Source organism: Rhizobium sp. RU20A, from assembly GCF_900155885.1.
Lineage (GTDB): Bacteria > Pseudomonadota > Alphaproteobacteria > Rhizobiales > Rhizobiaceae > RU20A.
On the sequence record NZ_FTMB01000004.1, the window covers coordinates 87,555 to 107,291 of the forward strand.

At 62.9% G+C, this 19,737-nt stretch carries 13 protein-coding genes; 8 read left to right on the forward strand and 5 right to left on the reverse strand.

The genetic code is table 11. The features are described 5' to 3' along the window. Window positions 1-46: 46 nt before the first annotated feature. Window positions 47-1,957: an AMP-binding protein gene (locus F3H41_RS12460; protein WP_149739016.1), complete on the forward strand. Its 1,911-nt coding sequence runs from the start codon at window positions 47-49 to the stop codon at window positions 1,955-1,957. 84 nt (window positions 1,958-2,041) lie between these two features. On the opposite strand, the gene F3H41_RS12465 is transcribed toward F3H41_RS12460, so the two are convergent. Next, on the reverse strand, window positions 2,042-2,743 hold the full coding sequence (locus F3H41_RS12465; protein WP_149739017.1) for a DUF1013 domain-containing protein: 702 nt from the start codon (window positions 2,741-2,743) through the stop codon (window positions 2,042-2,044). A gap of 230 nt (window positions 2,744-2,973) precedes the next feature. On the opposite strand from F3H41_RS12465, the gene acs reads away from it, so the two are divergent. Then, window positions 2,974-4,929: an acetate--CoA ligase gene (gene acs, locus F3H41_RS12470; RefSeq protein WP_149739018.1), complete on the forward strand. Its 1,956-nt coding sequence runs from the start codon at window positions 2,974-2,976 to the stop codon at window positions 4,927-4,929. 66 nt (window positions 4,930-4,995) lie between these two features. On the opposite strand, the gene F3H41_RS21285 is transcribed toward acs, so the two are convergent. After that, a complete protein-coding gene (locus tag F3H41_RS21285; RefSeq protein ID WP_188129447.1) occupies window positions 4,996-5,172 on the reverse strand; it encodes a hypothetical protein in 177 nt (58 codons plus the stop codon). 112 nt (window positions 5,173-5,284) lie between these two features. After that, window positions 5,285-5,497 carry a DUF1674 domain-containing protein gene (locus F3H41_RS12475; protein WP_149739019.1) on the reverse strand — a complete coding sequence of 71 codons (213 nt, stop codon included), beginning with the start codon at window positions 5,495-5,497 and terminating at the stop codon, window positions 5,285-5,287. Window positions 5,498-5,641: 144 nt separating this feature from the next. On the opposite strand from F3H41_RS12475, the gene htpX reads away from it, so the two are divergent. The 4 genes from htpX to purH all read left to right on the forward strand — a co-directional run bounded on the left by htpX (window position 5,642) and on the right by purH (window position 11,575). Then, window positions 5,642-6,634, forward strand: a complete 993-nt coding sequence (gene htpX / locus F3H41_RS12480) for a zinc metalloprotease HtpX (protein ID WP_149739020.1) — start codon at window positions 5,642-5,644, stop codon at window positions 6,632-6,634. A gap of 68 nt (window positions 6,635-6,702) precedes the next feature. Further along, on the forward strand, window positions 6,703-8,049 hold the full coding sequence (locus tag F3H41_RS12485) for an RsmB/NOP family class I SAM-dependent RNA methyltransferase (RefSeq protein ID WP_149739187.1): 1,347 nt from the start codon (window positions 6,703-6,705) through the stop codon (window positions 8,047-8,049). A gap of 148 nt (window positions 8,050-8,197) precedes the next feature. Next, window positions 8,198-9,877 (forward strand): heparinase II/III family protein, encoded by a 1,680-nt coding sequence (locus F3H41_RS12490; protein WP_149739021.1) that lies wholly within the window; start codon window positions 8,198-8,200, stop codon window positions 9,875-9,877. Between the two features lie 84 nt (window positions 9,878-9,961). Beyond that, window positions 9,962-11,575 (forward strand): bifunctional phosphoribosylaminoimidazolecarboxamide formyltransferase/IMP cyclohydrolase, encoded by a 1,614-nt coding sequence (gene purH / locus F3H41_RS12495; RefSeq protein ID WP_149739022.1) that lies wholly within the window; start codon window positions 9,962-9,964, stop codon window positions 11,573-11,575. Between the two features lie 61 nt (window positions 11,576-11,636). Here the strand turns inward: purH and F3H41_RS12500 are convergent, their stop codons facing one another. After that, complete coding sequence (locus tag F3H41_RS12500) at window positions 11,637-13,025, reverse strand: MFS transporter (protein WP_149739023.1); 1,389 nt, start codon at window positions 13,023-13,025, stop codon at window positions 11,637-11,639. Between the two features lie 41 nt (window positions 13,026-13,066). Next, window positions 13,067-17,818: an NAD-glutamate dehydrogenase gene (locus F3H41_RS12505; protein WP_149739024.1), complete on the reverse strand. Its 4,752-nt coding sequence runs from the start codon at window positions 17,816-17,818 to the stop codon at window positions 13,067-13,069. A 242-nt stretch (window positions 17,819-18,060) separates the two neighbouring features. Between F3H41_RS12505 and pdxY the strand changes: the two genes are divergently transcribed. Both pdxY and F3H41_RS12515 read left to right on the forward strand, forming a co-directional pair. Next, window positions 18,061-18,951: a pyridoxal kinase PdxY gene (pdxY, locus tag F3H41_RS12510; RefSeq protein WP_149739025.1), complete on the forward strand. Its 891-nt coding sequence runs from the start codon at window positions 18,061-18,063 to the stop codon at window positions 18,949-18,951. Between the two features lie 134 nt (window positions 18,952-19,085). Continuing rightward, window positions 19,086-19,727 carry a carbonic anhydrase gene (locus F3H41_RS12515; protein ID WP_149739026.1) on the forward strand — a complete coding sequence of 214 codons (642 nt, stop codon included), beginning with the start codon at window positions 19,086-19,088 and terminating at the stop codon, window positions 19,725-19,727. Window positions 19,728-19,737 lie beyond the last annotated feature (10 nt).

Here is a 19,737-nt window from a genome sequence, read left to right on the forward strand (position 1 = left end):
CGATCTTTTATAAGCTTTCTCCATCGGGCGAGGAGGCTTGAGGATCATGGCAGGAGAATATCAGACCGTTTATGCGGATTGGAAACGTGCGCCTGAAGCATTCTGGCGCACGGCGGCCGGGGCCATCGACTGGTATCGAATTGGGGAGGCGGTGTTCGATGCCGATGCCGACGTATACGGCCGCTGGTTTCCAGGATGGGAAACGAACACCTGCCACAACTGCATCGACCGCCATGTGGAGGCTGGCAACGGCGACCGCACGGCGATAATCTATGACAGCCCCGTCACCGGCACGAAGCGGCGTATCACCTACCGCGAGGCGCAGGGCGAGATCGCGACGCTGGCCGCAGTGCTGCGGGCCAAGGGCGTGGAAAAAGGCGACCGCGTCATCATCTACATGCCGATGATCCCCGAAGCGGTCTTTGCGATGCTGGCGGTGGCGCGCCTTGGCGCTATTCATTCCGTGGTCTTCGGCGGGTTTGCCGCGCAGGAACTGGCGACGCGTATCGACGATTGCGGCGCGCGGATCGTGATTTCCGCAAGCTGCGGCATCGAACCGGGCCGGGTGGTCGCCTACAAGCCTCTGCTCGATCATGCGATCGAACTTTGCGCCCATCCGCCCCAGACGTGCCTGATTTTCCAGCGGCCGCAGCTGGCGGCAGAGATGGTCGATGGGCGTGATATCGATCTCGCCAGCGCTGTGGCGGCGGCAAAAGCGCGCCGAGAAACCGCTGCCTGTGTGGCCGTTGCGGCAACCGATCCCGCCTATATTCTCTACACATCCGGCACGACGGGACAGCCGAAGGGCGTCGTTCGCGATACGGGCGGCCATATGGTGGCGCTCGCCTGGTCGATGCGGGCCATCTACGGTATGGAAGCCGGCGAGGTCTTCTGGTCGGCCTCCGATATCGGATGGGTCGTTGGTCACTCCTACATCGTCTACGGCCCGCTTCTGGCCGGCTGCACCACGGTGATCTTCGAAGGCAAGCCGGTGGGAACGCCCGATGCCGGCACCTTCTGGCGGGTGATCCAGGAGCACGACGTCAAGGTGCTGTTCACGGCGCCAACGGCGCTGCGCGCCATTCGCCGCGATGATCCCGAGGGCGCCCATGTTGCCCGCTATGATCTCTCGCAGTTCCGTGGGCTTTATCTCGCCGGCGAGCGGGCCGATCCCGAAACGATCAAATGGGCGGAGAGGCTCCTCCATGTCCCGGTCATCGATCATTGGTGGCAGACCGAAACCGGCTGGGCGATCGCCGCCAATCCTGCCGGTATCGAGCGTCTGCCAATCAAGCATGGATCGCCGACCGTGCCGATGCCCGGCTATGAGGTTACGGTGCTGGATCACGAGGGACATGCGGTGGCGCCGGGTACGCTCGGCAATATCGTTGTCCGGCTACCCTTGCCGCCCGGCTGCCTCGTTACCTTCTGGAATGCCGATGCGCGGTTCCGGACTGCTTGTCTCGAAGAGTTTCCTGGCTATTACAAAACGGCGGATGCCGGTACGATCGATGAGGACGGCTACCTCTTCATCATGGCGCGCACAGACGACATCATCAACTGCGCCGGTCACCGCCTTTCGACCGGTGGCATGGAGGAGGTCGTGGCGCGGCATCCGGCCGTGGCAGAATGCGCCGTCATCGGCATTCACGACACGCTGAAGGGACAGGTACCCTGCGGTTTCCTGGTGTTGAAGGCCGGCGTCACACAGGATCTCTCTGTAATCCGGCGCGAGGTGATTGAACTCGTCCGTGAGGAGATCGGGCCGGTCGCCGCTTTCAAGAGCGCGCTCGTTGTCGAGCGTCTGCCGAAGACGCGTTCGGGCAAGATCCTGCGCGGCACCATGCAGAAGATCGCGGACGGCCTGCCGTGGAAAATGCCGGCGACGATCGATGATCCCGCCATTCTCGACGAGATCACGGCCGTGCTGCATGCGGAGGAAGCGCATCACAAGTAGGGTCTGCGAAGGTGATTGACAGACAAAGAAAAACCGGCGTCGTGGCCCACGGCGCCGGTTTTCTCACGGTGCGGAAGGCGTGCCTCAATAGGCGTCGTCTTCCTCGTCCTCGGTGCGGGTCGACTTCAGCGACTTCAGCTTGGCGAAGACGGCGTCGGCGTCGATTTCCTTCTCTTCCTCGCGGTAGAAGTTGAAATCGAGCTTCTGGGTCTTCTCGGCGGCCTCAAGCGTTGCGCCCAGCTCTTCTGCGGTCGGCAGCGGACGGTTCTTGGCGGCGCGTTCGACTTCGAGGTCGAGATCGATCTGGCTGCACAGGCCAAGCGTCACCGGATCCATCGGCGTCAGGTTGGCGGCGTTCCAGTGGGTACGTTCGCGGATTTGCTCGATGGTGGACTTGGTGGTGCCGACGAGGCGCGAAATCTGCGCGTCCTTCAGCTCCGGATGGTTGCGCACCAACCAAAGGATGGCGTTCGGACGGTCCTGGCGCTTGGAGACCGGCGTATAGCGCGGGCCCTTGCGCTTGGATTCGGGAACGCGAACCTTGGGGTCAGCAAGCTTCAGCTTGTGGGCCGGGTTGCTTTCGGCGCGGGCGATTTCGTCGCGCGAGAGCTGGCCGGTGGCGATGGGATCGAGACCCTTGATGCCCTGCGCCGATTCACCGTCCGCGATGGCCTTGACCTCAAGCGGATGCAGCTTGCAGAAGGTGGCGATCTGTTCGAACGACAAAGCGGTGTTGTCCACGAGCCAGACGGCGGTGGCCTTGGGCATCAGCAGTTGTTGGGCCATGGATATAGTCCTTCTGTCCGTCCGCGCCGGTGTCGCGGGACGTGGATTTGAAACCACTTGATTTCCGGGAAATGCGGTCTCTATAGCCGCATCGTCTCAAAAATGCAATTCATTCACGCCAAATCGGCTTTTGTCTAATTGCGGTCGATATTTGACCTGTTATGAATGCGCCAGGAGGAAGGGCTGGCTGCATTTTGTACTGCTGGCTCAAGGTGTTCGAGGAGGAATGCATGTCAGCCAAGACCTATCCCGTGCTGAAATCAGCCAGAACCAAAGCTCTGATCGACAATGAAAAGTACCTGAAGTGGTACGAGGAAAGCGTCGAGGATCCCGAGAAGTTCTGGGGCAAACACGGCAAGCGCATCGACTGGTTCAAGCCCTATACAAAGGTCAAGAATACGTCCTTCAAGGGCAAGGTGCCGATCAAGTGGTATGAGGACGGCCTCACCAACGTTTCCTACAACTGTATCGACCGTCACCTGAAGACGCATGGCGAGCAGACCGCCATCATCTGGGAAGGCGACAATCCCTATATCGACAAGAAAATCACCTACAACGAACTCTACGACCACGTTTGCCGTCTCGCGAACGTTCTGAAGAAGCACGGCGTGAAGAAGGGCGATCGCGTCACCATCTACATGCCGATGATCCCGGAAGCGGCCTATGCGATGCTGGCCTGCGCCCGCATCGGTGCCGTTCATTCGGTTGTCTTCGGCGGTTTCTCGCCGGATGCGCTGGCGGGCCGTATCGTGGACTGCGAATCCACCTTTGTGATCACCTGTGATGAAGGCGTGCGCGGCGGCAAGCCGGTGCCGCTGAAGGAAAACACCGATACCGCAATCGACATTGCCGCCAAGCAGCATGTGATCGTCAACAAGGTGCTGGTCGTGCGTCGCACGGGCGGCAAGATCGGCTGGGCGCCGGGCCGCGACCTCTGGTACCACCAAGAAACCGCCACGGTGAAGCCGGATTGCCCGCCGGCAAAGATGCGCGCGGAAGACCCGCTCTTCATCCTCTATACGTCGGGCTCGACCGGCAAGCCGAAGGGCGTCGTGCACACCACGGGCGGCTATCTCGTCTATGCCTCGATGACGCACGAATATGTCTTCGATTACCACGAGGGCGACGTCTACTGGTGCACGGCGGATGTGGGCTGGGTGACCGGCCATTCCTACATCGTCTACGGCCCCCTGGCGAACTGCGCCACGACGCTGATGTTCGAGGGCGTTCCGAACTTCCCGGATCAGGGGCGCTTCTGGGAGGTCATCGACAAGCACAAGGTCAACATCTTCTACACAGCACCGACGGCGATACGATCGCTGATGGGCGCGGGCGATCACTTCGTGAAGCGTTCCTCGCGCGAATCGCTGCGCCTGCTCGGTTCGGTCGGCGAGCCGATCAACCCGGAAGCCTGGGAATGGTATTACAACGTCGTCGGCGAACAGAAGTCGCCGATCGTCGATACCTGGTGGCAGACGGAAACCGGCGGCATCATGATCACACCGCTGCCGGGCGCCACGGACCTCAAGCCGGGTTCGGCAACGCGGCCCTTTTTTGGGATCAAGCCGGTTCTCGTCGACAACGAGGGCAAGCTGCTGGAAGGGGCGACTGACGGCAATCTGTGCATCACCGACAGCTGGCCGGGTCAGTCGCGCTCCGTCTATGGCGACCATCACCGCTTCATCCAGACCTACTTCTCGACCTACAAGGGCATGTACTTCACCGGTGACGGATGCCGCCGCGATGAGGACGGCTACTACTGGATCACAGGCCGCGTCGATGACGTCTTGAACGTGTCTGGCCACCGGCTCGGCACGGCGGAAGTCGAATCCGCCCTCGTATCCCACCACCTCGTTTCGGAAGCCGCCGTGGTCGGTTATCCCCACGGCATCAAGGGGCAGGGCATCTATTGCTACGTGTCACTGATGGCTGGACAGGAAGGGACCGATGCGCTGCGCCAGGAACTGGTGAAGCACGTACGCAGCGAAATCGGCCCGATCGCGACGCCGGACAAAATCCAGTTCTCGCCGGGCCTGCCGAAAACACGATCCGGCAAGATCATGCGCCGCATTCTGCGCAAGATCGCCGAGGACGATTTCGGTTCCCTGGGCGACACCTCCACGCTCGCCGATCCGGCGGTGGTGGACGACCTCATCGCCAACCGGCAAAACCGCAAGGCCGAATAGACCGGCCGAACGGAACAACGACAAGGGCGCCGCGAGAGGATCGCGGCGCCCTTTTCCATGTCAGGATTACTTGCAGACCTTGATCTTCTTGATGACGAGGTTGCCGTAGGTGTCCCAGGTCTTGATCTTCTTGATGTGGCAGACCGGCTGGTAGTCGTAGCTGTAGTAGCCGGCTTGGGAGGGGGCGGCGAAGGAGATGGCGGCGAAGGCTGCGATGACGGTGGAGAGAACGATCTTGCGCATGGATGAGGTCCTTGTCGGTTCAGGAGGATGAGCCCGTCTCATCCAGTGACCCGACAATCGCATGCCATCCGTGTTCACGTTGTTCCACGTGGAACAGGCGCGCTGCCAGCGCTCAAAAATCAATGGCGCGGCCGTTGATTTCCCAGTCGCCGAAGCGGGCAGGATCGGCGCCACCGCGGCCACCGACTTCCGGCTCGGCCGCCGACCGCTTTTCTTGCTGGCGCCGCTCCTCGGCTTCTTTGAGAGCCCTGATCGCGGCCGGCGAAAGTTTCTTCTGCGGCTCGACGGACCCTTCCGCCTGCGAGATTTCGGCCTTGTCGCTCATCTCGTGTCGTCCCACTCTTCACGAATCTCTCATTGGGCTCCTTGCTTGAACTCGCCGGGGCCTCATCCCATCATATATACCGTGTTCAGACGGATTGAAGAGCGCATCTCAGCGCTGCTGTGCCGTCCTTTCGAGGAGACGACCATGAACATCGCACGCACCGCAATGTTGATCGCCTTCATGACGGCGCTCTTCATGGCTGTCGGCTTTCTGATCGGCGGGCGCGGCGGGATGATGATCGCGCTGCTCGTGGCGGCCGCCATGAACTTCTTCTCCTACTGGAATTCCGACAAGATGGTCCTGCGCATGTACGGAGCCAAGGAGGTCGATGAGCGTTCGGCCCCGGAATATTACGGTATCGTTCGCGATCTCGCCCGCAACGCCAACCTCCCTATGCCGCGCGTCTACGTCCTCGACAGCGCGCAGCCCAACGCCTTCGCGACCGGCCGCAACCCGGAGAACGCGGCCGTCGCCGCCTCGGTCGGCCTTCTCAATGCGCTGACCTACGAGGAAGTGGCGGGCGTCATGGCGCATGAACTAGCCCATATCCAGAACCGCGACACGCTGACGATGACGCTGACGGCAACGCTTGCCGGCGCTATTTCCATGCTCGGCAACTTTGCCTTCTTCTTCGGCGGCAACCGCGACAACAACAATCCGCTCGGTGGCATCGGCATGCTCGTGGCTATGATCGTCGCCCCGATCGCGGCCATGCTGGTGCAGATGGCGATCAGCCGGACGCGCGAATATTCGGCCGACCGGCGCGGCGCGGAGATCTGCGGCAACCCGATGGCGCTTGCTTCCGCGCTGCAGAAAATTGCCGGCGCCGCCCATGTGGTCCACAACAATGCCGCCGAGCGCAATCCGGCAACGGCGCATATGTTCATCATCAACCCGCTCTCCGGCGAGCGTATGGACAATCTCTTCTCGACCCACCCCAACACGGACAACCGGATCAAGGCGCTGGTCGCGCTCGCGCAGGAAATGGGGCCGGGTAGCTCCGGCGGCTTCGGAGAGAGGCGTTCGGCCTCGACCGCGGCGCCCGGGCCTGCTACGTCGGGCCGACGCTCGCGCTCCGTTCCCACCACCGGCTTCGGACGCGGTCCTTCCGAACCGCCAAAGGGCCCGTGGTCTTGACCGATGACACCGTAAAGAAAAACAAGCGCCCTCAGGGGCGACCCTTCCACAAGGCAAAGCCGAAAGCGGTGCGGAACGAGCGTCCAGCGCCGCTACCAGAAAAGCCGGGTCTTGCGGTGCGCAAGGCTGCAGCCAAGGTGTTGTCTGCCGTCGTCGACCGGAAGACGTCGCTGGACGGCATGTTCGATTCCAAGGGCGGAAATCCCGCCATCCTCGGGCTCGACGAGGCGGATCGCGGTCTTGCCCGCGCACTCGTCACCACGGCACTTCGTCATCGACGCCGGCTCGCGGGCCTGTTCGATAGCCTGCTGAAGACACCGCTGCCGGAGGGCGCCCGCTCGCTCGAGCACATCCTGATGATCGGTGCGGTGCAGATCCTCTATCTCGATGTCCCGGATCACGCCGCCGTCGATCTGGCTGTCGAGCATGCACTGGCCGATCCTCGCACGCGCCGCTTTGCCAATCTGGTCAATGCGCTGCTGCGGCGCATTGGGCGCGAGCGCGACGAGATGCTGGCCGCGATGTCCGATGCGCCTGTGCTTCCGGACTGGTTCCGGGCGCGCCTTGAAACGCAGTATGGCGCGGAGGTGGCCACGACTATCGAGGCATCCCAGCTTGCGCCGTCGGCGATCGATCTCACTGTCAAATCCGATCCCGAGCAGTGGGCCGATAAATTTGGCGGCCGCGTGCTGCCGACGGGGTCGGTTCGTCTTCCCGCCGATGCCGGGTCCATTCCAAAGCTCGAAGGGTTCGAGGAGGGTGCCTGGTGGGTTCAGGACGCGGCTGCTTCCATTCCCGCGCGTCTCTTCGGCGATGTCAGTGGCCTTGCGATCGTCGATCTCTGCGCGGCGCCGGGCGGCAAGACGGCGCAGCTCGTTGCCGCCGGTGCCGAGGTGACGGCGCTTGATCAATCCGCCAGCCGCCTCGCGCGCCTTCAGGACAATCTGAAGCGCCTCGGTATGGCTGCGCAGACCATCCAGTCCAACATGCTGGATTTTCAGACCGACCATCTCTTCGATGGCGCGCTTCTCGATGCGCCCTGCTCCTCGACGGGGACCTGCCGCCGGCATCCGGACGTGCCGTGGATCAAGGACGCCGCCGATATCGAAACGCTGGCGGCGCTGCAGGAGCGCATGCTGCGCAAGGCGCTGTCGCTGGTCCGGCCCGGCGGTCTCGTTGTCTTTTCCAATTGCTCGATCGACAAGACCGAGGGCGAGGCGGTCGTTGCACGCGTCTTGGCCTCGGACCCGTCCGTTTCGCTGCGTCCCGTCGATCCGTCGCTTTTTCCGGGCCTGCCCGAAGCGTTCACCAGCGAGGGCACGCTGCGCACCACGCCTGACATGGTGGCGCCGGTCGGCAGTTCGCCCGGCGGCATGGACGGCTTCTTCGCGGCCGTGTTGCAGCGCAATCCATAGAGCGCATAGGTAAGCGCACCCGATCTTTTCGTGTAGAGAGCAACTTAACCCTGTGCGATAATTGGACAGGGAGGCGAAGAGCATTCTATGCTGTGCGTCCGTCGCTTCGCAAAGCGGGCGGACGCGTAGTTCGGGCAATCGGTTCCACATGAACATTTCCAGTCGTCAAAGGCTTGCAGGCCTTTACGTCCGCGAGGGGTGGCGACGGCTGAGCCGGCGACTGGCCCTTGCGCGGATTTCGCTGGAGCGGATGGGCTGGCGCGGCGGTGGCAAGCTTCTGGTGGCGCCGACGGATCTGAGGGCGACGGACGTCCACACCGCCGAGGAGATCCTGAACGGCCAGTTTCCGTTGGCCGGACGGTTCCTCGATCCGGAGGGCCTTTCGCCTTTTGAAGTCGATCTTCCTTCTCGCGAATTTGCTGTTCGCCTGCATTCTTTTGCATGGCTTCGCCATATGCGAACGCTTCGCGATGACCGGGTGCAGGAGGTGGTGCGCCGCCTCGTTGACGACTGGATCCAGCTGCATGGGCGCGATCTCAACGCGCTGGCGCTGCAGCCGGATGTCACAGCGCAGCGCTGCATTGCCTGGCTCAGCCATTCGCCGGTCATTCTCAAGGATGCCGATCACGCTTTTTACCGGCGATTCCTGAAGAGTCTGGCGATCCAGCTGAAATATCTGCGCCGTATTGTCGATCATGTCCCGGCGGCGGATGTGCGCCTGCGCATTCGCATCGCCGTTGCCATGGCCTCGCTGAGCATGGAAACCGCGCCAAAGGCCATCAAATCGGCGGCGCGCCACCTCGACCGGGAACTCGATGCGCAAATTCTGCCGGACGGGAGCCACATTTCGCGCGACCCGCGCGTGGTGCTCGAACTGCTGCTCGATCTCCTTCCGTTGCGCCAGACCTATGTCAATCTCGGCCACGACGCCCCGCCGAAGCTGATCCCCTGCATCGACCGCATGTATCCCGTGCTGCGCTTCTTCCGGCACAAGAGCGGGGATCTGGCGCTGTTCAACGGTGCAACGACTATTCTTGCCAATGAGCTGGTGTCGGTGCTGCGCTATGACGAGACGGCGGGCGCTCCGTTCCGGGAGCTTCCCGACGGGCAGTATCATCGCCTCGCGGCCGAGGATACGGTGGTGGTGATCGATACCGGCAAGCCACGGTCGACGGTTCTGTCGCGTACCGCCCATGCCGGTTGTCTCTCCTTTGAGATGTCGTCGGGGCGATATCGATTCATTGTCAATTCCGGCGCGCCGCGTTTTGCCGGCGAGCGTTTCCGGCAGATGGCGCGCGTGACCGCGTGTCATTCGACCGTGACCATCAACGATACTTCGTCCGCTCGCATGTGCCGTTCACGGTTCGTCGGGCCGGTGATGCTGTCGGGCGTCTCCAGCGTTGCCGTCAGCCGTGACGGTGCGCTTGCCGGCTTTGATCGGGTCGTGGCGACCCATGATGGCTATGCGGAAAGCTATGGCGTGCTCCATGAACGCGATCTCGCGGTGCGGCTTGCCGGCGGCTTGGTGCGCGGGCAGGATCATTTCCGGCTGCTAGAAGGGCGGTCGTTTCCGGACAGCCTGCCGGCCGTGGCGCGATTCCACATTCATCCGTCCATCACGCTCCGGCGGCACAGCGATACGGAAATCCTGATGATGGCGACCGAGGGCGAAGTCTGGGCCTTCAGCTGCCGGGATGGCCAGATGGATATTGAGGAGGATGTCTTCTTTGCCGACCCCTCGGGCATGCGCACCGCACTGCAGATCGTCGTCAGCTTCGATATTGTCGAAACCTCGGGAATCCAGTGGGTGATCGCGCGGGAAGCCTGATGCCCACGGTTTCGCGCCGCCTGATCCTGTGCTAACGGCACCTCCATCGTCGAAAGCCCGTTGGCTCACACAGGAGATGGCGCGATGGCCGTTCAATCCAAGAAAATTCCCGCCCCCGATCGCGTTGCCGTCAAGACGGCGCTGCTCTCCGTCTCGGACAAGACTGGTATTGTCGATCTCGCCAGGGCGCTCGTCGAGCGCGGTGTCGCGCTGGTTTCCACCGGCGGCACGCACAAGGCTCTGTCCGAGGCCGGACTTGCCGTGCGCGATGTGTCGGAACTGACGGGCTTTGCGGAAATCATGGATGGCCGCGTCAAGACGCTGCATCCGGGCGTTCACGGCGGCCTGCTCGGCATCCGCGACGATGCCGATCATCAGGCGGCCATGGAGGCTCATGGCATTACGCCGATCGACCTGACCATCATCAATCTCTATCCCTTCGAGGAGGTCCGGGCCAAGGGCGCCGATTATCCGACGACGGTCGAAAATATCGACATTGGCGGCCCGGCGATGATCCGCGCTTCGGCCAAGAACCATGCCTATGTCACCGTCATCACCGATCCCGCCGATTATGCGACGCTGACTGCCGAGCTCGACAATGGCGGCGAGACGACGCTGGCCTTCCGCAAGCGCATGGCCGCCAAGGCCTTTGCCCGCACGGCAGCCTATGACACGACCATCTCCAACTGGTTTGCCGAAGAGCTTCAGATCGATGCGCCGCGCCATCGCGTTATCGGTGGGGAACTGAAGGAAGAGATGCGCTACGGCGAAAACCCGCACCAGAAGGCGGCCTTCTATGTGACCGGCGAAAACCGTCCGGGTGTCGCGACGGCGACTCTGTTGCAGGGCAAGCAGCTTTCCTACAACAACATCAACGACACCGATGCCGCCTTCGAGCTGGTTGCGGAGTTTCCGACCGACAAGGGTCCGGCCTGCGCCATCATCAAGCACGCCAACCCTTGCGGTGTCGCCACCGGTCCGAGCCTTGTCGAAGCCTACAAGCGGGCGCTGGCCTGCGACCCGGTTTCGGCCTTTGGCGGTATCATCGCTCTCAACAGCCGTTTGGATGCTGCGACGGCGGAAGAGATTGTCAAGCTTTTCACCGAGGTCATCATCGCGCCCGAGGTGGACGATGCCGCACGTGCGGTCATCGCGGCCAAGCCGAACCTTCGCCTGCTCGTCACCGGCGGCCTGCCAGATCCGCGCATTCCCGGCCTTTCCGCCAAGACCGTCGCTGGCGGCCTGCTGGTGCAGACGCGCGACAATGGCATGGTCGATGACCTCGAGCTGAAGGTCGTGACGAAGCGCGCGCCGTCCGCCCAGGAGCTGGAAGACATGAAATTCGCCTTCAAGGTCGCCAAGCATGTGAAGTCGAATGCGGTTGTCTATGCCAAGGATGGCCAGACGGCCGGCATCGGCGCCGGGCAAATGAGCCGTGTCGATTCGGCTCGCATCGCTGCCCTGAAGGCGGAAGAGGCGGCCAAGGCCATGGGTCTTGCAACGCCGCTGACGAAGGGGTCCGCCGTTGCTTCGGAGGCTTTCCTGCCTTTTGCCGACGGTCTTCTCTCGGCCATTGCCGCGGGCGCCACGGCCGTCATTCAGCCGGGCGGCTCGATGCGTGATGCGGAAGTCATTGCCGCTGCTGACGATGCTGGCGTTGCCATGGTCTTCACGGGTATGCGGCACTTCCGGCACTGACGGCTGGCCATCACAACCTACCGATCGAGCGACGCCGAAACGACATCGTTTCGGCGTCGTTTCAGTTTCCCTGGAGGCGGTAGGCTGGGTAGGGCGTGCGGATCATTGCCAGAAAACCAACGGCGAGGAAGATGACCAGCATGGCCATGCCGGCGCGCGCCGATCCGGTCGCCGAGGTAACGAGAGCAACCGAGAGCGGCGCGGCAAAGGAGGTTGCCCGTCCCGTGAGGGCATAGATGCCGAAGTAGCGTCCGGCTTCCTCCGGCGCGATGCTGCGGGCAAGGTAGGAGCGGGCCGAGGCCTGTACCGGCCCGAATGCGACCCCGACCAGCAAGCCGTAGAGGATATAGGCCTTCTCTGCCGCCGTGCCGAAGAGGCCGCCGCTGTCCGCCGTCGGCAAGGGAATGAGGCCGAACAGGGTGAAGCCGGGGCCGGTCGAAACGATGCCGATGGTGGCGATAAGAAGGCAGAAGAGGCTGGCCATCACGACGGTCTTTGATCCCAGGCGCGTGTCCAGCCGGCTTGCATAAAGGCAGCCGCCGATGGCGACGACATTGAGGATGATCCCGTAGATACCGAGTTCCAGCGTTTGCCAGGCAAACATGCCGGCCGCAAAGGTGCCGCCGAGCGCCAGCAGGCCGTTGACCCCGTCCTGATAGACCATACGGGCTACCAGAAAGCGCAGGATGCCCGGTCGCGCCTTCAATTCGCGAAAAGTGCTTTTCAGCTCCGACATACCGGAGGTCACGGCAGCACGTATCGGCAGGCCACGCGCTTGGTCGGGCGTGAAAAGAAACATCGGCAGGATGAAGACGAGATACCAGAGGGCGGATATCGGACCCGTCACGCGGGCATCGTCGCCCGTCGCCGGATCGAGCCCGAAAAGCGGCTCGATCCCGAGGGCCGTCTTGCCGGTTTCCGGATTGCCGGCCAGCAGGGCGACGACTGCGATGAGCACGATCATCCCGCCGAGATATCCGAGCCCCCAGGCGATGTTGGAGATTCGGCCGGCCTCCTGTGGCGGCACAAGGCGCGGCATCATGGAATCGTTGAAGACGATCGAAAACTCCGCCGCAACGGAGGCAAGAACGATCATGGTCAGCGCGAAGACGAGGCTGCTGCCGGGCACGGCGAACCAGAGGGCAGCCAGCGAAAGGATCTGGATGATAGCAAAGCCGCCGATCCAGGGTTTGCGCCGGCCGGTCGCGTCGGCGATCGAGCCGAGGACCGGTGAGAGAAGCGCGATGATGATGCCGGAGATGGTGAGTGTATAGCTCCACGCCGCCTGACCGGCGGCGTGGTCTTCGGTCAGGCGCGAGACGAGATAGGGGCCAAAGATGAAGGTGGTGATGACGGTGAATAAGGGCTGGGCTGCCCAGTCGAACAGCATCCAGCCGCCAATGGCGAGGCGCGACGTGCGCGCCCCTTCGGTCTTCGTCTCGATGGCCATGCCTGCCGTCCCCGGGTTTGCTTCCGCGCCCGTCTGTTGTGTCAGGCTCCGTGCTCGCGGGCAAGATCGGTCAGCAGGCCGGCCGCCACTGTCAGCTTCGAGAGGGTCAAATCGCCGCTCTCGCTGAGTGCGGTCAATTGCTCCACCGTCCTCTGCATGGCCGCTTCCGAGGCCGGATCGTTGCTTTGAAGGCGCAACTGCGCGGCCGCCAGATCATGGCGCGCACGGGCAACGGCGGCAACGCCCCGTGCCACGGCCATGGCATCGAAGGCATCACTCGGCTGCAACCGGTCGGCGGCCTGCACCAGACGACCGATCCTCAGGCGTCCTGACACCGCAAGGTAGGTCTGGGCCGTCTTTGTGAGCGGAAGATCAGTGGCTTTTGCGAGGGACAGGATCTCCGGCACCGAGGCGAAGAACCCAAGTTCCCCGATCTGTGCGGCAAGATCATCCGGCACGTTGCCTTCCCGCAGCGCCGCCGTTTCGCGGTGGATGACATCAGAGCCCACGGACTCATGAATGGGCGCGGTCAGCTTGGCAATGCCAGCGCGGATATCCTTCGCCGTGGCAGCAATATCGCCGTCAAACAGTTTGGCAAACAGAAGGGCACCGGTGGTGATGCGCAGGGTGTGGCGCAGGCGGTGGTACAGCTTGTTCTGCACGGTGCCGTGGATCTGGTTGTCGAGACCATCGACGGTGCGGCGCAGTGCAGACAGACCGAAGCCTTCATTGGCAATGATGGCCGCACGCACCACGTCAGCCGCGGAGCGCCCCGTGGCGTCCATGAGTTCGCTCACGAAGGCCGGACCGCCCCAGTTGATGACGGCGTTGGTGAGGATGGTGGCGATGATCTCACGGCGCAGGCGATGATCGCAGATCTCGCCGGCATAGTCCTTCTGCATCTTCTGGGGGAAATAATGGAAGAGCGTCTGCTCGAAGAAGGGGCCGTCCGGCAGGTCGCTGTGGAGCAGTTCCTCGAAGAGCGTGAGCTTGGCATAGGACAGCAGCACGCCGATTTCCGGCCGGGTGAGTGCGCGCCCGGTCTCGTAGCGTTCGGCAAGCGCCGCATCGTCGGGCAGGGTTTCGACCTTGCGGTTGAGGAGGCCCGCCGCTTCCAGCCGGCTCATCAGGCGACCGAGCAGCACGCGGTTGGCGCCGCCATCCATCGCGGTCAGCGAAATGGCCAGAGACTGCTCGTAATTGTTGCGCAGCACGAGGCCTGCCACTTCGTCTGTCATGGCCGCCAGAAGCGTGTTGCGTTTGGGTCGTGTCAGGCGTCCGCTTCGCATGGCCGATGCCAGCGCGATCTTGATGTTGACCTCGACGTCGGACGAGTTGACGCCGGCCGAATTGTCGATGGCGTCGGAGTTGCACCGTCCGCCGGACAGCGCATAGGCGATGCGGCCCTTCTGGGTGACGCCGAGGTTGGCGCCTTCCCCGATCACTCGGGCGCGTACCTCGTCGGCGGTCACGCGGATCGCGTCATTGGCGCGGTCGCCCGCCTCCGCATCGCTTTCGGTCGCGGCGCGGATGTAGGTACCGATGCCGCCAAACCACAGGAGATCGACAGGCGCCTTCAGAATGGCATTCATGATCTCGAAGGGGGTCGCCTTGACCTTGTCGAGCCCGATCGCCGCCATCGCTTCCGGCGTCAGCGTCACGGATTTTTCCGACCGCGAGATGATCATGCCGCCCGCCGAAAGCAGCGACGTGTCATAATCCTGCCAGCTGGAGCGCGGCAGGGCAAAGAGGCGTTCGCGCTCGCGGAAGGCGCTCTCGGTTTCCGGTGCAGGGTCGATGAAGATGTCGCGGTGGTCGAAGGCTGCGACGAGCCGGATCTGGCGCGACAGCAGCATGCCGTTGCCGAAGACGTCGCCCGACATGTCGCCGACGCCGGCCACGGTGAAGGGCGTCGTCTGGATGTCGATGTTCATTTCGCGGAAGTGGCGCTTGACGGTTTCCCATGCGCCGCGGGCGGTGATGCCCATCTTCTTGTGGTCGTAGCCGGCCGAGCCACCGGATGCAAAGGCGTCGTCCAGCCAGAAATCAAGGCTTTGGGCAATGCCGTTGGCGGTGTCGGAGAAGGTTGCCGTGCCCTTGTCGGCCGCCACGACGAAATAGGGATCATCACCGTCGTGCCGTACCGTGTCGGCCGGTGGAACGACGTCGGCACCGACGATGTTGTCGGTGACGGAAAGCAGCGAACGGATAAAGGTCTTGTAGGCCTCGGTCCCGACGCGGAACACCTCGTCGCGATTGCCGCCCACCGGAAGCTGCTTGGGGAAGAAGCCGCCCTTGGCGCCGACCGGCACGATGACGGCGTTCTTCACCTGCTGTGCTTTTACGAGACCCAGGACTTCCGTGCGGTAATCCTGGGCCCGGTCCGACCAGCGCAGGCCGCCACGCGCGACTTTCCCGAAGCGCAGATGCACGCCTTCGACATCGGCGCCGTAAACGAAGATTTCGCGGAAGGGGCGCGGCTCAGGCAGGCCGTCCAGCGCCTTGGGATCCAGCTTGACCGCGAGGACCACGCCGCGGTCCTCCAGATCGGACTGGAAGAAGTTGGTGCGCAGCGTCGCATCGACGACATTCTTGAGCCGGCGAAGAATACGGTCTTCGTCAAGGTTCGGAACCTTGGCGAATTCTTCCTCCAACGCTGCCTCGATCGCCTTGACCTTGCGGGCGCGGGTCTTGTCATCGAGGGCGGGGTCGAGCCGGGTGTGGAAGAGGCGGAAGAGCGCGCCTGCCGTCACCGGATATTTGCCGAGCGTGTCCGCAATATAGCCTTGGGAATAGGTAATGCCCGTCTGGCGCAGATAGCGCGCATAGGTGCGCAAGACGTTGATCTCGAAGATGCCAAGGCCGGAGGACTGGATGAGGCGGTTGAAGGTGTCATCCTCCACCTTTCCGGTCCATGCCGAGAGGAAGGCCTCTTCCAGGGCCGGACCCAGGAGACCGAGGTCGGTGCCGCTTCCGTCGCGCTTCACGAGTTCCATGTCGTGCAGAATCACCAGGCGCTGGGCGCCGTCGGGCTCGCCGAGGACAAGTTCGTAGGTCTGTTCGCTGACCACGCTAAAGCCGAGATTTTCCAGCAGCGGCACACGGCGCGAGAGGGAGACGGCGTCTTCGGCGTGGAAGATCTTGAGCTCGATCGTCTCGGCGCGAGCGAGGCTGCGGCGGTAGAACTGGATGCGGATCGGATCCTTGGTCTCCACCGCCCGCATGTCGGCGAGGTCCGCATAGGCTTCCGCCGGCGTGAAGGCGGCATGATAGGCATCGCCCGCTGTCAGGGTTACGCTGTCATTGCGAGCAAGATCGGCAAAACGGTCGGTCCAGCGCGTGACGATGTCGCGTACGGCCGCTTCCAGTTTCGGCTGCGGCACGCGCGGCGTGCGCCCGCCCGAGCGGCCGATGATGAAGTGGACGCGGGCAAGGCCCCCTTCCGGGAAGGCCGGATAATAGGCCGAGACGCGGCCGTCATAGATGGTCTTCAGATAGGTGCCGATCTTTTCGCGAACGTCGGAATCGTACTGTTCGCGCGGCACATAGACGAGGACCGAGACGAAGCGGTCGAAATGATCGACGCGGGAGAGGACCCGAATGCGGGGACGATCGCCGAGTTCGTTGATCTGCTCGCAGAAATTGGCCAGCAGCGGCAACTCGATCTGGAAAAGGTCATCACGCGGATAGGATTCCAGCGTGTTGATCAGCATCTTGCCGGAATGGCTCTGCGGATCGAAGCCGAACTGGTCGATGATGCGCTGGACCTTCAGGCGCAGCAGCGGAATTTCGGAGGCTGGGCGGGTATAGGCCGTGGAGGTGAAGAGACCGACGACGCGCAACTCCCCGATGACCTTGCCATTGGCGTCGAACCGCTTGATGCCGACATAATCCATATAGGCGCGGCGATGCACCAGCGACTTCACATTCGCCTTGGTGACGATCAGGAAATCTGGGCCTTCGAGGAATTCGAGAATCTCGGGCGTCGTCAGCACGGCATCCTTGCCCTGGCGCAGCACGCGCACTTCCGGATTGGATAAAATGCCGAGGCCGCGACCCTCGCCGCGTTCCACGACGGCCGTCTCGCCGCTGCCGGAATAGGTGTATTCGCGCATGCCGAGGAAGGTGAAATTGTTGGCGCGCAGCCAGCGCAAGAAGGCGAGGGCCTCTTCCTTGTCGCCCTTGCGGCGCCCGGTTCCATGGGCTTCCATCTCCTGCATGGCCTGGTCGAGCAGCAGCGTCATGGCGCGCCAGTCCTCGACCGTTTCATGCACATGGCTCAGCACGGTGCGGACCCGCGCCACAAGGCTTTGCGCTTCTGCCTCGCCAAGCGGCGGCAGATGGATCTGGATATGGCTGACACGGTCGCCCGGATCGCTGCTGCCTTCCGGGTCGAAAAGGGCGATCGGCTGGCCTGGCGTGACGACGAGAATGGGATGCACGGCAAGATGCAGGTCGCGGTGGGTGGAGGTGACCTCACCCATCACCGAATCATAGAGAAACGGCATGTTGCGATCGGTGACCGTCAGGACGGAGACGGGCACGCCCCCGATGGCCACGCCCTCGACCGTTTCGATCCGCACGTCCGCCTCGGTCCGGTGCCAGGCCGCGATGACGCGCGCCGCATGGGAAACCGTCCTGGCCAGCATTTCCGGTGTGTAGAGCTCCAGGTCGTCATTGCTGGCGCGGCCGAAGAGCATGGCTGGCGACAGCCCGCCCGGACCGGTGCCCTCCATGGCCTGCGTTGCAAGGTCGATCTGCCGCTCGCGGCGGTTCTGGTTTCTGGATGCCATGGATGTCTCCCCTCCGACTGGCGCGACCCTAGCAGACTCGGGTTGCTGCGCGATGATTTTCACGAAAAACGCACCGGTTCGTGACGGTTTTCGGTCATTCTGGATGAAATCTGAGCCGCCCACTGTGAATTTTCGATAAAACTGGCGCAAAACTGCTTTCGGGATGCAGGCCGCTGACCGCACGAGCGTTGACAAGGGGGGCGGCGCTGCGGAATCAAGGGAGCGCAATTGGGGCGAATGACATGCACGACGGGTCATCAAAGGCAGGGAACGGAAAGGCGGTTCTTTCCATCTCGAGCCATGTCGTGCGGGGCTCGGTCGGAAACCGTGCCATGGTTTTCGCCTTTCAAACGCTCGGCCTGCCGGTCTGGGCCCTGCCGACGGTCGTCCTGCCCTGGCATCCCGGTCACGGGCGCTCCACGCGCAGCGTGTTGCAGGCCGAGGATCTCGCCGCCATGGCCGACGACATCGCGGCCTCGGCCTTTGCCGACGAGATCGGTACGGTGGTATGCGGCTATTTCGGCAGTGCCGACCAGGTCGCCGTCATGGCGGACCTCATCGAGCGCCTGAAGCGCCGCAACCCCGCGCTCCTGCATGTCTGCGATCCCGTCATCGGCGATCACGGTGGCATCTACGTTTCGGACGCGACGGCGGAAGCCATTCGCGACAGGTTGCTGCCACTTGCGGATCTGACGACGCCGAATCGTTTCGAACTCTCGTGGCTTTGCGGCGCGGATCTTCGCGACAACAACGAGATCATGGAAGCGGCCCTGGCACTCGGGCCGGCGCGGGTGCTGGTGACGTCGGCCTATTCCATGTTGAACGGCGGCACCGGAAACCTGTTTCTCTCCGGTTCCCACGCGCTGCTCGCTGAGCACCGCCATATCGAGGATGCTCCCAAGGGAACAGGCGATCTTTTGACGGCCCTTTTCACGGCGCGGCTGACGGAGGGCCATTCGGAAGAGCGCTGCCTGCAACTGGCGACAGCCGCGGTGTTCGAGATCATCGCGCGGTCGGCGCGCCGTTCGGCCTCGGAAATGATGCTGGAAGAAGATGCGACGAGCCTCGTCTCCCCCATGGCCCTCGTCCAGATCCGCCACCTTCTCCACCCGGTGAACAGACGCGGCCGATGATCCCGCTGCTGCTCTTGCTGCATTGCGCAAAGCCGTTAAATGTGCGCTTTGCGCACTGATGACTTCCGCCAAGTGGTGCCGGTTTGTTCTGAGAGGCGGAGCGCGAGTTTGAAGGGCGAAGAGGGATGCAAACGATGAACCGATTTCCGGAGCAGTTGCTGAAGGGCTACCGCAACTTCATGGACGGGCGTTTTACCGAGCAGCAGCAGCGCTACAAGCAGCTCGCCGATGCCGGACAGACGCCGAAGGTGCTGGTGGTTGCCTGCTGCGACTCGCGTGCCGCTCCCGAGACTATCTTCGATTCCGGTCCTGGCGAGCTTTTCGTCGTTCGTAACGTCGCGAACATGGTGCCGCCCTACGAGCCGGATGGCCAGTACCACTCGACATCGGCGGCACTCGAATTTGCGGTTCAGGCCCTGAAAGTGCAGGACATCGTCGTCATGGGACACGGTCGCTGCGGGGGTATCAAGGCGGCGCTCGATCCGGATGCAGATCCCTTGTCGCCGGGCGATTTCATTGGCAAGTGGATGGGGCTCTTGAAGTCGGCGGCCGCGCAGATCCAGAATGCGGAGGTTCTGACCGCCACCGAGCGCCAGCGCGTTCTTGAGCGGGTATCGATCCGCAATTCCATCAGCAATCTGAGAACATTTCCCTGCGTTTCCATTCTTGAACAGCGCGGCAAGCTGAACCTGCACGGTGCCTGGTTCGATATTTCGACCGGAGAATTATGGGTCATGGACCACAAGACCGGCGACTTTTCGCGTCCCTCGCTGTGATGGCGTGCAA